This window comes from Sinorhizobium sp. B11 (assembly GCA_039725955.1).
Classification (GTDB): domain Bacteria; phylum Pseudomonadota; class Alphaproteobacteria; order Rhizobiales; family Rhizobiaceae; genus Rhizobium.
Genome location: CP091033.1, coordinates 2,118,796 through 2,132,426, shown reverse-complemented (window position 1 = coordinate 2,132,426; position 13,631 = coordinate 2,118,796). Strand labels below are relative to the sequence as shown.

Annotated in this window: 14 protein-coding genes; 10 read left to right on the top strand and 4 right to left on the bottom strand. The window is 61.7% G+C overall.

Annotated features, from left to right (window positions below):
• Positions 1–16 precede the first annotated feature (16 nt).
• From LVY75_09715 to LVY75_09700, 4 genes are all read left to right on the top strand, one after another.
• Positions 17–1,267: a cupin domain-containing protein gene (locus tag LVY75_09715; protein XAZ20380.1), complete on the top strand. Its 1,251-nt coding sequence runs from the start codon at positions 17–19 to the stop codon at positions 1,265–1,267.
• A gap of 181 nt (positions 1,268–1,448) precedes the next feature.
• Complete coding sequence (locus LVY75_09710; protein ID XAZ20379.1) at positions 1,449–1,988, top strand: sigma-70 family RNA polymerase sigma factor; 540 nt, start codon at positions 1,449–1,451, stop codon at positions 1,986–1,988.
• Positions 1,975–2,742: an anti-sigma factor gene (locus LVY75_09705; GenBank protein XAZ20378.1), complete on the top strand. Its 768-nt coding sequence runs from the start codon at positions 1,975–1,977 to the stop codon at positions 2,740–2,742. Before LVY75_09710 ends, LVY75_09705 begins: the two co-directional genes overlap by 14 nt.
• Positions 2,743–2,762: 20 nt before the next feature.
• Entirely contained in the window at positions 2,763–3,479 is a 717-nt protein-coding gene (locus tag LVY75_09700) for a Bax inhibitor-1/YccA family protein (GenBank protein XAZ20377.1), read from the top strand.
• 153 nt (positions 3,480–3,632) lie between these two features.
• On the opposite strand, the gene LVY75_09695 is transcribed toward LVY75_09700, so the two are convergent.
• The 3 genes from LVY75_09695 to repA all read right to left on the bottom strand — a co-directional run bounded on the left by LVY75_09695 (position 3,633) and on the right by repA (position 7,142).
• Positions 3,633–4,763, bottom strand: coding sequence for a DUF1612 and helix-turn-helix domain-containing protein (locus LVY75_09695; protein XAZ20376.1), 1,131 nt, complete (start codon positions 4,761–4,763; stop codon positions 3,633–3,635).
• Between the two features lie 196 nt (positions 4,764–4,959).
• The gene (gene repB, locus LVY75_09690; GenBank protein ID XAZ20375.1) at positions 4,960–5,949 is read right to left on the bottom strand and encodes a plasmid partitioning protein RepB; all 990 of its coding nucleotides are present in this window, start codon (positions 5,947–5,949) and stop codon (positions 4,960–4,962) included.
• Complete coding sequence (gene repA, locus LVY75_09685; protein XAZ20374.1) at positions 5,946–7,142, bottom strand: plasmid partitioning protein RepA; 1,197 nt, start codon at positions 7,140–7,142, stop codon at positions 5,946–5,948. Before repA ends, repB begins: the two co-directional genes overlap by 4 nt.
• Before the next feature lie 201 nt (positions 7,143–7,343).
• Between repA and cobF the strand changes: the two genes are divergently transcribed.
• The 5 genes from cobF (at position 7,344) to LVY75_09660 (ending at position 11,665) form a co-directional block, all read left to right on the top strand.
• Positions 7,344–8,108 (top strand): precorrin-6A synthase (deacetylating), encoded by a 765-nt coding sequence (gene cobF, locus LVY75_09680; protein XAZ20373.1) that lies wholly within the window; start codon positions 7,344–7,346, stop codon positions 8,106–8,108.
• Between the two features lie 77 nt (positions 8,109–8,185).
• On the top strand, positions 8,186–9,547 hold the full coding sequence (cobG, locus tag LVY75_09675; GenBank protein ID XAZ20372.1) for a precorrin-3B synthase: 1,362 nt from the start codon (positions 8,186–8,188) through the stop codon (positions 9,545–9,547).
• Between the two features lie 2 nt (positions 9,548–9,549).
• Positions 9,550–10,182, top strand: a complete 633-nt coding sequence (locus LVY75_09670) for a precorrin-8X methylmutase (protein ID XAZ20371.1) — start codon at positions 9,550–9,552, stop codon at positions 10,180–10,182.
• Positions 10,179–10,904, top strand: a complete 726-nt coding sequence (locus LVY75_09665; GenBank protein XAZ20370.1) for a precorrin-2 C(20)-methyltransferase — start codon at positions 10,179–10,181, stop codon at positions 10,902–10,904. Before LVY75_09670 ends, LVY75_09665 begins: the two co-directional genes overlap by 4 nt.
• Positions 10,901–11,665 (top strand): precorrin-3B C(17)-methyltransferase, encoded by a 765-nt coding sequence (locus tag LVY75_09660; protein XAZ20369.1) that lies wholly within the window; start codon positions 10,901–10,903, stop codon positions 11,663–11,665. The genes LVY75_09665 and LVY75_09660 overlap by 4 nt, the downstream gene beginning before the upstream one ends.
• Here the strand turns inward: LVY75_09660 and LVY75_09655 are convergent.
• Positions 11,629–12,399 (bottom strand): cobalt-precorrin-6A reductase, encoded by a 771-nt coding sequence (locus LVY75_09655; GenBank protein ID XAZ20368.1) that lies wholly within the window; start codon positions 12,397–12,399, stop codon positions 11,629–11,631. The genes LVY75_09660 and LVY75_09655 overlap by 37 nt on opposite strands.
• On the opposite strand from LVY75_09655, the gene cbiE reads away from it, so the two are divergent.
• The gene (gene cbiE, locus LVY75_09650; GenBank protein ID XAZ20367.1) at positions 12,398–13,627 is read left to right on the top strand and encodes a precorrin-6y C5,15-methyltransferase (decarboxylating) subunit CbiE; all 1,230 of its coding nucleotides are present in this window, start codon (positions 12,398–12,400) and stop codon (positions 13,625–13,627) included. The two genes, LVY75_09655 and cbiE, sit on opposite strands and share 2 nt — an antisense overlap.
• The last annotated feature ends 4 nt before the right edge of the window (positions 13,628–13,631 follow it).

Sequence of the window (13,631 nt, the reverse complement as noted above, 5' to 3'; positions counted from 1 at the left end):
ACGAAAGGAAAAAAACATGGAACCTCTTTCTAGACGCACGGTTCTAGCGCTCGGAGCGATGGGCGGAACGGCACTTGCAGCGGGTGCGGCGCATGCAGCGAGCTTCGGCAATCCCGATCAGCCGGCAGAAGGCGCCATCAACGCCAATCCTGCCGGGCTCTCCGATCCCGGTCCGAAGAACCCCGCCCTCAATGACCAGTTCCCCTCGTTCGGCAATCCGCCGGCAACCGATGTCGGCGATATGCAGCTCTTCTGGGGGTCGTTCAACAATGCCCCGAAGCGCATTCAGAACGGCGGCTGGGCACGGCAAGTGACGCAATCCGATTTTGCAATTTCCGAAGCGGTCTCCGGCGTCAACATGCGCCTTGGCCCCGGCGGCATCCGTGAGATGCACTGGCACCGGGCTGCCGAGTGGGCGATCATGACAAACGGCCGCTGCCGGGTGACTGTGCTCGATCCGCAGGGCCGCGCCTATGTGCAGGACGTCGAGGCCGGCGATCTCTGGTATTTTCCGGCAGGTTACCCACACTCGCTGCAGGGTCTCGGGCCTGAAGGCGCCGAATTCGTCCTGGTCTTCGATGAGGGTGAGCAGTCCGAATATGGCACCCTGCTCCTGACCGACTGGCTGGCGCATACCTCGCCGGAACTGCTAGCCAAGAATTTCGGCGTGCCGCAGGACACGTTCAAGAACATCCCGTTGCAGGATCTCTGGATCTTCCAGGGTAAGGAGCCGGGTCCGCTTTCGGCCGACCAGGAGGCCGTTGCTTCTGCGGGCCTGCCGCCCAACCCCTTCACCTATCGCCTAACGGCATCGGCGCCGCTGAAGCAGAATGTCTCGGGCACGATCCAGCTTGCCGACAGCGGCATCTTCAAGGTTTCCAAGACGATTGCCGCTGCGATCGAGACGATCAAGCCGGGCGGCGTGCGCGAAATGCACTGGCATCCGAATGCCGATGAATGGCAGTACTGGATGAAGGGCGAAGGCCGTATGACGGTGTTCGATGCCGGCCCACGCAGCCAGACCGCCGATTTCCGGCCCGGCGATATCGGCTATGTCAAAAGGAGCCAGGGCCACATCATCGAAAATACGGGCAAGACGGACCTTCAGTTCGTCGCCGTGTTCAAGGTGGCTGAATATCAGGAAGTCGGCCTCTCCTCGTGGCTCACCCATACGCCGGCAGCCCTCGTTGCCCAGCACCTCAATATCAGCGTGCAGGATATTGCGAAATTCCCTGCCGACCAGCCGGGGATCATGCCCAAAGGCTGATCCCGAGGATCATGCCCAAACTGATCCCTCGTATCGAGGCTGCAGGAAAACACCACCTCCGCCATGACAAATGGCGGAGGTTTTTGGCGTTTTCCGTGAAGCGGCATGCCCTTTCCTGCAGATTCGAAAAAATTCTGCATCGCTGCGGAATAAAATCCGCGATGCTTTCGTATACTCAATCATGGAACGGAAAGATCGCCCCTTCGATGTCATTGGTCAGCTCGCCGCGCTTCGGCGCTACGCACGCTCGCTGGTGCGCAATTCGGACGAGGCGGAGGATCTGGTGCATGATACGCTGGTCCGGGCTTTCGAGAAGCGCAAGAGTTTTCGCAGCGGCGGAAACCTGCGCACCTGGATGCTTTCCATCCTGCACAATGCGCATATCGACCGCGTGCGGCAGACCCGCTCGCTGACGCGCCGCCATGATGAGGCGGCGGTCGAGGCGGAACAGTCGCTGCCGGCCGCACAGGAACATGCCGTACGCCTGCAGCAGGTGCGCAACGCCTTTTTCGATCTGCCGGAAGAACAGCGCGAAGCGCTGCATCTCGTGGCGATCGAGGACCTGTCCTACCAGGAAGCGGCCAATGCGCTCGGCATTCCTGTCGGCACGCTGATGTCGCGCATTTCCCGCGCCCGCGCCCAGTTGCGCGAGTTCGAGGAAAAGACACCGCGCGTTTCGCATCTGAGATTAATTGGAGGGAACGGCAATGAAAGCGATTGATCCAATCATCGATGCCGATCTCGACGCCTATGTAGACGGCGAGCTCGATGTCTCACGGCGCATTCAGGTCGAATCCTACCTCTCAGACAACCCGGCGATTGCCGCAAAGGTCATGGCCGATCTCAGCATGAAGGGTGAATTGCGTCTTGCGCTAGCAGGCGAAAGCGCCTTCGGACGCGCCGAGACACGCGATGCGGCCCGCAGGCTGGAGCGTGGCCTCTCTTATGGCCGTATGCTGCACTCCATACAGCGCATCGCCGCCGTCGGCGTACTGCTTGCCGCCGGCTGGGTGGCTCACAATTCCTTCGGTGCCTTCACGGCAACGGAAGTCAATGCTTCGGTTCCGGCTCCGGCCTATGTCGAGGATGCGGTGCGCGCCTATCGCACGGCCGCCCTTCGCGAAACCATTCCGTCGCAGAAGGTTCGAGCCTACAGCGCCGAGGATATCCGCGCTGCAACTGCAATCGTGATGCCCGAGCTACCCAAGGACTGGAAGGTTGCCGATGTGCAGGTCTTCCCGTCGGAATTCGGGCCGAGCGTTGAAATGGCAATCGAAGAGACCGACGGCAAGCGCCTGTCGCTCTTCGCCGTCAGACCAGGCGCCTTCGAGGTAAAGCCGGTCAGCCATATCGCACTCGAGAAGACAGAAGCCGCCTATTGGCAGATCGGCGAGGTCGCTTATGCGCTGATCGCCGACAACAAAGGCACCAATCTCGATCAGGCAGCCGAACGTCTTGCCCGATCGCTCTACTAGTTTAACCGAGGAGATCAATCATGAATCCGATCAATCCCCGCTATGGTACCGGCTCCGCCGCCAATACCCAGGTCCTTTTCGATGAAGGCCTCCGCCAGCACATGCTGCGCGTCTACAATTACATGGCGCTCGGCCTGGTCATCACCGGTATCGTTGCCTTCGTTGTCGGCTCGACACCGGCACTCTACGTGCCAATCTTCCAGTCGCCGCTCAAGTGGGTGGTGATGCTGGCGCCGCTCGCCTTCGTCTTCTTCTTCTCGTTCCGTATCCAGACCATGTCATCGAGCGCCGCTCAAATGACCTTCTGGGCCTTCTGCGCCGTGATGGGTCTGTCGCTCGCCTCCGTCTTCCTGGTCTTCACCAAGACGAGCATCGCCCAGACCTTCTTTATCACTGCGGCCATGTTCGGCGCGATCAGCCTCTACGGCTATACGACGAAGCGTGACCTTTCGAAGATGGGTTCGTTCCTGATGATGGGCCTGTTCGGCATCATCATTGCCTCGATCGTCAATATTTTCCTCGGCTCGTCTGCCTTGCAGTTTGCGATCTCGGTGATCGGTATCGTCGTCTTCGTTGGCCTTACCGCCTACGACACGCAGAACATCAAGGAACAGTATTCAGAAAACTACGATCAGGAATCGAACCAGAAACTGGCCGTCTTCGGCGCTCTCTCGCTCTACCTGAACTTCGTCAACATCTTCCAGCTTCTGCTCAACTTCACCGGTGAACGGGAATAGCAGGAATAAGGACCGCGCTTCTGGGGGCAATGGAAGCGCAGAGCGCCCGGTTCGAAATCTGTGACAGGATGGCGGATCGGGTGCTCACTTTTCAAGAAACGGCCGGGCTTGATGCCCGGCCGTTTTCATTTGCCCAGATCTTGGATGGTCGGCTCAGAGTATGCCCCAGGCCCGGTAGCGGCCACGACCGGTGATTTCGCGGGTGCCGATCTCGTTGATCAGGTTGAGTGCGCCGCGCTGTGTCACGCTAAGTTCGCGGGCAACCATGGCGGCCGACACCATCGGCCGCGACAGAATGAAATTAGCAAGCTGCGGCAGGCTGCTGTTCGAGCGGCGGCCGCGGAAGCGTAGCTCCATTTGCGTGCGCGCCAGCGACAGGCGATCGATCTCCTTGAGGCCGGTGACGGCACTCTCCCGCATTGCATCGAGAAATGCCTGCAGGCGCGTAATTCGGTCGCGCGAACGCCGGCGTTCGTGACGGATCTGTTTCAGCCCCGTGTTGAACGAAAAGAGATGCGAGGTGACCTTGCCTCTCGCACGCAGGCTGCTCGCAATCAGCAGGCCACCCAGCCAATGCTGGCGGCGCAGGGGCTCGATGCGCTCCCAGGCGTCGAAGAGGATGGCGGCCGTGAGGCTCGGCGGCAGTTCGTCGGCAAGCGGGATCAGACCGCGCCACTCCTGAAGCCGCTCTTCCTCATTCCATTCATCGTCATCGAACAGGCCGAGCGGATCCTCATCGCGCGGCGAAGGGATGGCCTCCGCCAGCTCATCCGCAACGCTCTTGCCCGCGTGGCGATCGAGAAGTCTTTGCGAGCGGGCAAGCAGAGCGTCGAGCTCGGCGATTTCGGCAGCAAGCGGCGCCTCGTCGTCCTCGTCCTCCGGTTCGCTCTCGATGCGCTCTGTACCATCCGCGTTGGGCGCCCTCTCCTGCCCTTCCAGCATGCTGGCGGTCAATACGCCGAGGCCCGCCGGGGTCAGGGCCCAGCCGGGATCGGCGGTCTCGATCCTGCGGCGCGTCCGCAACACGGAATGGGCTATCGTCAGCTCATGGCTCGGTGCGCGGCTATCCATACGGGCGTCGTGCAGAACGAGATCTTCGACATGCACAAGCTCGCCCGCCACCCACAGGGCACCGGCCGCATCGAAGAAATGGCTGCGCGCGGCAAAGCCCTGCCCCACCGGGGAGCGTGCCACACGCTCATCGAGCCGCGCCAGCGCATCTTCCGCCCCGGCAATGGCCGGAAGCAGCGTCTGGAGCATTGCGGCATCAATTTCGTAGCGCATTGTTAGGCTTAATGGATTCTCACAAAGGGAAGCAAAATCCGCATTTCCTTCCGTCAGTTATCTCACTGTGCGAGGGCACGGACAACATCACCGATACCGTTGCAGCAGTTTTCACCCGGTTTTTCGGATCGCATCGCTGCCCACATCGTGATCACCAACAAGATCGGAGCACGGACAACGCTCCGATTGCTCTGCCTCAGTCGGCTTTCCCTGCCTTGTAGGCCTCGTAGAGTTCATCGAGACGGCCGGAAAGATAGGCACCGAAATCGGGCGCATCACCGGTCTTGAGCGCGATGGTGAAGGATGTGCCGGAACTCTTGATCCGACCGGCGATCCTGCCGCCATTGGCGGGCCGCCATTCGTATTCAGTGCTTTCAGCCTTGACTTCTTCCTTCTTCGAAAGCTCCGCGACAACGAGTTCGAAGCGACGGTCGCTCTCGACGGCATTGAAGGTGGAAGAGCCGATCAGCTTCGTCAGACGCGCGGCGGCTGCATCCGTCCAGTCCTGAGCCAGTGCCATCCAGCGTCTGCGACCGATTCCGGGCGCAGCACCCACGGCCTGGACGATATCGGCGGGAATGGCCTTTGCCACGGAGATCAGCTTCGACAATTCCGTCTTGTCGGTCGAGAGCGCCTTCATGATGACGGGACGATCAAACTTCTTGAATTCGAGGTTGAGCGCGAAGACGGCTCGCTCAATATAGGAGAGATTGCGCCGCGCAGAATTTTCGATGCCCTGGGCGATGACCAGATCGGTATCGTCGAGCTTGCGGATGACGGCCTGCACCTTGCGGCCGAGCAGCTTGACGGCCTGAAGACGACGATGACCGTAGGCAACCTGGTAGCGGCCGTCATGATGCGGGTTTCGCCGCACAAGGATCGGCACTTCCTGGCCGTTTTCCGCAATCGACTGAACCAGCTCGTCTTCCATGTCGAGCGGCTCATCGGCGAGGCGATCACGAATGAAGGAAGAATCGATCAGATCAGGATCGAGTTCAACGATGTGTTCGCCCGACAGCAGCGCCTCTTCCATCGCCCTGCTCTCTTCCTCCATGCGGCCGAGAGTCAATGCCATGGTACGCACCGGGCCGGCAGCACCACGCACGGATGTCTCCTCGAAGTTGGCCGCGGCCAACTCCTGCGCCGTGTCGGTGAACAAGCCCTTCAGTCGATCTCGTCTGCTCATCTGCGGCCCCATGCTTTATGGATGCTGGCAAGAATCTCGCCATTGGCGGCGTTAACCGATTCCAGTGCCCGGTCATAGGTGGAGCGGCGAACCTGCCCCTTTTCGATTTCGTAGAGGGTCTGTTTGGTCAGACCGGCATCGGCAATCGCCGTCGATTTCAGGATCGTCGCCGTCAATACGTCATCGCCAAAAAGGCTGCGCAAGAGCGCCACGATCTGCGACTGCGGTCCGTCGAAAGGCTCATGGCGGGTGACGACATATTTGATGAAATCATGCTGAAGGTCGCCGCCGGCCTTGCGCACGACCGAAAGAAGATCCGAGGTCATCAGCAGGAACTGCGACATGGAGGCCACATCGACCATCTGCGGGTGAATGGTGATCAGGAGCGAGGTGGCAGCACAGACGGCACCGAGCGTCAGGTAGCCAAGTTGCGGCGGGCAATCGATCACGACGATATCGTAATCCTTCTCAACCTCCGCAATCGCATTGCCGACGCGACGGAAAAACAGCTCTTCCGGCTTCTGGCGATCGTTCAGCGCCCGCGGTGTCTCGTGCTCGAATTCCATCAGTTCGAGATTGCCGGGCACCAGATCAAGACCATCGAAATAGGTCTTGCGGACGATATCCTTCAGCGGGCGACGATGCGCATCGTATCGGATCGCACCATAGAGCGTATCGCCATCGGCCAGGTCGAACTCCGGCTGGACGCCAAGCAAGGAGGAGAGCGAAGCCTGCGGATCGAGATCGATCGCCAGGACTCGGTAACCTTCCAGCGCCAGGTGCTGAGCCAGGTAAAGCGTGGTCGTCGTCTTGGCCGAGCCACCCTTGAAATTGGTGATGGCAATGGTCTGCAACTTCTCGCCATCGCGCCGCGACGGCAGGTAGGAAAGAGCATCCTTCGGCTTGATCTTCGCCATGTGCTGGCGCAGTTCGTTGATCTGGCTGAGCGTATAGGAACGGCGGCCATTCTGCGACACATCGGGTTGCGGACCTTTGCCATCAAGCGACAGTTGGCGAAGATAGCCGTCGGAGACACCGATCATCTGGGCTGCCTCTCCTGACGTGAAAGTCCGGAGTGTCTTTTGCGAAAGCGGTGGGAAAAGTTTGTCACGCAGCAGCTTGAGCTGACGCGAAAGCTGCGTGGCATGCCGCTCGATGCGAATATCGGTAGTCGATACGCTAATGTTGTCCAAAACACTTGCCCCTTCTTAAAGCGCTTTTTCATCAACATAGCGTCAAAAAGCGTATCGAAGATGACATGATTCGGGGCGAGGCGACAATAAAAACGCTGATAACCATGTGGATAGAAAGTTGGCCGCGGCCAACTCGTCCGCCCACACTTGCGAAAGATCCGCGTTAGCGGCAGAAACCTCTGAAACCCGAGGGGAGATAACATGCGGCACATCCATATTATCGGCATCGGCACAGGCAATCCCGAGCATCTTACCATTCAGGCGATCAACGCGATGAACGCTGCCGAAGTCGTGTTCATTCCGACGAAAGGTGCGGTGAAGTCCGATCTCGCCGCAGTGCGCCGGGACATCTGTGAGCGGTATTTGACCGGCAAAGGCGTCCGCATCGTTGAATTCGAGGTACCGAAGCGCGCAACAAAGGACCGGAGTTATGTCCAGAGCGTGGACGACTGGCATGCCGCGATCGCCCATATCTATGAAGGGCTGATCGGCGACCTGTCGCAACACGGGGCCGGTGCCTTCCTCGTCTGGGGCGATCCGAGTCTCTATGACAGCACGATCCGTATTATCGAAAGAGTGCGCGGCGGCGCCGCCTGCTCTTTCGACTATAGTGTCGTTCCCGGCATCACCAGCATCCAGGCGCTCGCAGCCAGCCATCGCATTCCTCTCAATCTCGTCGGCAAGCCTGTCGAAATCACCACCGGCCGGCGACTGACTGAAACGGGGCTGACACATGAAAGCACCGTCGTCATGCTCGATGGCGAGCAGGCCTTTGCGAAGATCGACGATCCCGATGCCGAGATCTTCTGGGGCGCTTATCTCGGCACGGAGAACGAAGTGATCCGTTCGGGCAGGCTTGGCGATATGGCCGACGACATCCTCCGGCTCCGGGCCGAAGAGCGAGAGCGACATGGTTGGATCATGGACATCTATCTGCTGCGCAAGGGACGCGATTTCGAGGACTGATTGTTCCGGTCGACGAACCGATCTCGCTTTGCTGCCTCCGGCGCGATCATGTAAGAGATGGGCCAAAGGATGGACGAATGCGCAGCGCTGCTGGCAAAACCTTGGACGCAGAGAGGCCTGATGTCGTAGGCATGCAACGCGGCGCCTGCCCAGCGCTTGCAACTCCCATGCAAACCGGCGACGGCCTGATCGTCCGCCTGCGGCCGGCGGGCGGCGCCCTCACGACCTTGCAATTCCGTCAGTTGGCTTCGGCAGCGGCGCGACATGGAAACGGTATTGTTGAAATCACCGCCCGCGGCAACCTGCAGATCCGGGGCCTTCGCAGCGAGTCCGTCGGGCCGCTGGCTGCGGAGATCGATGCTGCCGGCATCATCCTACCTGATGGCGTGGCGATCGAGATATCGCAGCTGCACGGCATCGATGGCAACGAGATCGCCGATGCGGCGGACATGGAAGCAATGCTGCGGAGCAAGCTCGGCGACCTTCTCCGCTCTCCACACCTTGCTCCGAAACTCTCCATCCTGATCGATGGGGGTGGTCAGTTTTCATTGTCCGCTCTTATTGCCGATATCCGCATCGTCGCACAGCCCGAAGGGCAATGGCTGGTTTCAATAGCCGGCGATGAAGAGGGCGCGATCCCACTGGCGCTCGGCACCGCTAGAGCCGCTGTCGACGCAGTAGGCGATCTGCTCCAAATGCTGATTGCACACGGCAGGCGGGCTCGCGCCCGCGACATCGATGCGGCAATGCTGCGCGCGCATTTTCCGCAGATCGATAACATTCGATCCATCCGTCCCGTGCGAAGGAAATCGTCCTTCGTTGGCATCACGAGACTGCTGAACGGCGACGCGGTACTCGGGGCGCGCCTGAAATTCGGCCAGGCAAAGGCCGCCGATCTGATTTCCTTTCTCACTTCGGCTGAAAGCGCCGGCGCAAGGGAAATCCGGCTGGCTCCGGATCGTGGTTTCTTCCTGATTGGTTTAGCCGAGGCGGCAATCCCGGACATTCAAAATGCAGCCGTCGATCATGGCTTGAGCGTCACCGCGAACGAGCCGGCCGAGCAGATCGCTGCCTGCGCCGGGGTGGGGGCGTGTGCCTCGGGCTTCTACGATACCAGAGCTCTCGCCGGCCAGTTGATCGAGCAGGTTCCCGATCTCTTTGACGGCTCGCTGAAGCTTCACCTCTCCGGCTGTGCGAAGGGTTGCGCGCACCGGCGCGCCGATCTGGCGATTGTCGGTTCGGCCGAAGGCTACGGCCTTGTCATCAACGGGCTCGCTTCAGACGGACCGGCCGCAAGGATTGCTGGCGGACAGATCGATTTCGCTATAGAGAGGCTCGCCCGGCTGATCGAAGACAAGAGAGGCGCCGGCGAGTCGAGTGCCGATTGCCTGAGAAGGCTTGGGCCTATTGGTCTCGCCAAGGCGCTGCAACAGGAATAGCAATGCCAGACTACGATTATATCCGCAGCGGAGACGCGATCTACGAGCGCTCCTTCGCGATCATTCGCAGCGAAGCCGATCTGTCGCGTTTTTCGCCTGAAGAAGCCGACGTCGCCGTGCGCATGATCCATGCATGCGGCCTGGTCGAGGCGGCGCAGAATTTCGTCTTCTCGCCCGATTTCGTTCACGCCGCGCGCATTGCCTTGCAGGACGGCGCACCGATCTTCTGCGATGCAGAAATGGTGGCGCATGGCGTGACCCGTGCGCGCCTTCCGGCCAAGAACGACGTGATCTGTACCCTGCATGATCCGCGCACCCACGAGCTCGCCCATCAGACCGGCAATACCCGCTCGGCCGCCGCCCTGCATCTGTGGCTTGATCGGCTCGAAGGCAGCGTCGTGGCGATCGGCAACGCGCCCACGGCACTCTTTCACCTTCTCGAACTGTTGGGGGATGGTGCGCCGAAGCCGGCAGCCATCATCGGCATGCCGGTCGGCTTTGTCGGCGCCGCCGAATCCAAGGATGCGCTTGCCGAAAATTCCTATGGCGTTCCCTATGCGATCGTGCGCGGCCGGCTCGGCGGCAGCGCCATGACGGCCGCCGCCATCAATGCACTGTCGAGGGCAGGCCTATGAGCGGCCGTCTGATCGGCGTCGGCACCGGACCCGGCGATCCCGAGCTTCTGACTGTCAAGGCGGTGCGCGCCGTTGAGAGGGCGGACGTCATTGCCTATTTCGCCAAGCAGGGCAGAGGCGGTAACGGCAAGGCGATTGTCGAGCATCTCTTCAAGCCGGGCATCGAACTGTTGCCGCTCTATTATCCCGTCACGACCGAACTCGACAAAGGTGACCCGCTCTACAAGAGCCGCATCACCGAATTCTACAATACCTCGGCCGATGCCGTTGCCCGTCATCTCGAAGCGGGTCGCACGGTCGCGGTGCTGAGCGAAGGCGATCCGCTCTTCTATGGCTCCTATATGCATCTGCATGTGCGCCTGTCGCAGCGGTATCCGACCGAAGTCATACCCGGCATCAGCGCCATGTCCGGCTGCTGGTCGCTGGCAGGCATGCCGATCGTCCAGGGCGACGACGTGCTCTCCGTGCTGCCGGGCACGATGGGCGAGCAGGAGCTGGCGCGCCGTCTTGCCGATACCGAGGCTGCCGTCATCATGAAGGTCGGCCGTAACCTGCCGAAGATCCGGCGCGCGCTGGAAGCAGCCGGCCGTCTCAAGGACGCGCTCTATGTCGAGCGCGGCACCATGGCCAATGCCGCCATGGTGAAGCTTGCCGAACGAGGCGAGGGCGATGCGCCCTATTTCTCGCTGGTGCTGGTGCCCGGCTGGGAGGCCAGCCGATGAGCGGGCGCCTGTTCGTAGTCGGCACCGGTCCCGGCAATCCGGAGCAGATGACGCCGGAAGCGATGGCCGCCGTCGAAGCCGCCAGTGATTTCTTCGGCTACGGTCCCTATCTCGACCGTCTGACGCTGCGCGCCGACCAGCGCCGCCATGCTTCCGACAACAGGGAGGAACTCGACCGGGCAGGGGCCGCCCTGAGGCTTGCTGCCAACGGCGCCGATGTCTGCGTCGTCTCGGGCGGCGATCCCGGTGTCTTTGCCATGGCCGCTGCCGTCTGCGAGGCGATCGACAACGGGCCGGCAGAATGGCGTGGCGTCGATCTCACCGTCCTGCCCGGCATCACCGCAATGCTTGCGGTTGCCGCCCGTGTCGGCGCACCGCTCGGCCATGATTTCTGCGCCCTGTCGCTCTCGGACAATCTGAAGCCTTGGGCCGTCATCGAAAACCGCCTGGCTCTTGCGGCACAAGCCGGTTTCGTCATCGCCCTCTATAATCCGATCAGCAAGGCTCGCCCCTGGCAGCTCGGCACCGCCTTCGAGCTCTTGCGCCGGCATCTGCCAGCCACGACGCCCGTCATCTTCGGCCGTGCGGCTGGCCGGCCCGACGAGCGGATCACCGTGCAGCTGCTCGAAGGGGCCGATGCTTCCGTTGCCGACATGGCGACCTGCGTGATCATCGGTTCGAAGGAGACGCGGGTGATCCCCCGCGATGGCCACCCGGACCTGATCTACACGCCGCGCTTCTTGGCCGGGGAGACGAGATGATCGATCGCTTCGAGCGCCGCTTCCACCGTTTCGACCGACGTCATGATGGCAGCAGGCGCGCGCGCGATCACGACGACCTTGAGCCCAAGCAGGCGTGCCGCCTCGATCTTCGCATAGGCCGCTGTGCCGCCGCTGTTCTTTGTAACGACGGCATCGATACGATACTGCCGCATCAGGTCGATTTCGCCTTGGAGCGTGAAGGGGCCACGGTCGAGGAGATATTCGGCATCGGCAAGGGCAAGCGGCGGATCGACGGGATCGACGCTACGGACCAGATAGAAATGCTGTGGGGCGATTTCGGCATGATGAGCGCCCTGACGGCCGGTCGTCAGGAAGACGCGGCGCGGGGCCGGCCCAAGTGCGGCAATCGCCGCCGGAATGTCGGCCACGATATGCCAATGATCGCCAGGTTCCGGGATCCATTCAGGACGGACGAGCGCGAGCGCAGGGATACCGGTACGTTCGGCGGCAGCCGTGGCATTTGCCGAAATGCGTTCGGCGAAGGGATGGGTGGCATCGATCAGGAGATCATAGCCTCCTTCCGTCAGGAAGGTCGCAAGACCCTCTGCCCCGCCGAAACCCCCAACGTGAACGGGAACCGGCTGCTGGGCAGGAGCCTCCGTGCGGCCGGCCAGCGACAGGAGAATGTCGAGGTCTTCCCGCGGGGCAAGCGCGGCGGCCAGCCTGCGCGCCTCGCTTGTGCCGCCGAGGATCAGCATACGGGTCTTCTCCATGTCTGACAGCTCCCCCTCCGTCCCGCGCTGGCTCACTCTTATCGGCATCGGCGAAGATGGTCCAGACGGGCTCGGCGAGCAGGCAAAGCGTCTGATCGCCGCCGCACCGGCCGTCTTCGGCGGCGCACGTCATCATGAACTTGCCGGCGCGCTGATCACGGGCGAACGTTTCGCCTGGCAGAGCCCTTTCGAAAAATCGGTCGAGGCGATCGTCGCGCGGCGCGGTGCGCCCGTCGTCGTTCTGGCCTCGGGCGATCCCTTCCTCTACGGCGTCGGCGCAACACTGTCGCGTCGCATCGCTGTTGATGAAATGCGCATCATCCCGGCCCCTTCCGCCTTCAGTCTGGCGGCAGCACGGCTAGGCTGGCCGCTGCAGGAGACAGCCTGTATCTCGCTGCACGGACGCCCACTTGATCTCATCCGCCCGCATCTGCATGCCGGCAGGCATATTCTGGCGCTGACCTCGGACGAGAAGGGCCCGCAGGCACTCGCCGATCTGCTCGTCGCCAATGGCTTTCCCGAGACGCGGCTGACGGTGCTGGAAGCGCTCGGCGGCGGGCGAGAGCGCATCCGCAGCGCTATAGCCTCGGGCTTCGATCTCGACGCGATCGACACTCTGAACGTCTGCGCCCTCGAGGTTGTGGCAGGTCCGGGCGCGCGTATCCTGCCCTATGCCCCCGGTATCGACGACGAACTCTTTGAGCATGACGGACAGATTACCAAGCGGGAGATCCGCACCGTCACGCTATCGGCGCTATCGCCACGGCACGGTGAACTCCTCTGGGACATCGGCGCCGGCTCAGGATCTGTCGGTATCGAATGGATGCTGGCTGATCCGTCGCTGAAAGCAATCGCGATCGAACAGGCGCCGGAACGCGCTGCCCGCATCGCCCGCAATGCCACTGCCTTCGGCGTGCCGCAGCTTGCCCTTGTCGAAGGCACGGCACCCGCAGCACTCGCCGGTTTGCCCGTGCCGGATGCGGTCTTCATCGGCGGCGGTGGCAGCGAGGCCGGCGTCATGGACGCGGCGATCACGGCACTGAAGCGGGGAGGGCGGCTCGTTGCCAATGCTGTTACGCTGGAAATGGAAGCATTGCTGCTCAAAGAATACGGCGCGCGCGGTGGCACGTTGACGAAAATCGAAATTGCCCGCGCCGCTCCCGTCGGCGGCATGAGCGGCTGGCGACCGGCCATGCCCGTCACGCAGTGGTGCTGGATCAAGGAATAGAAGA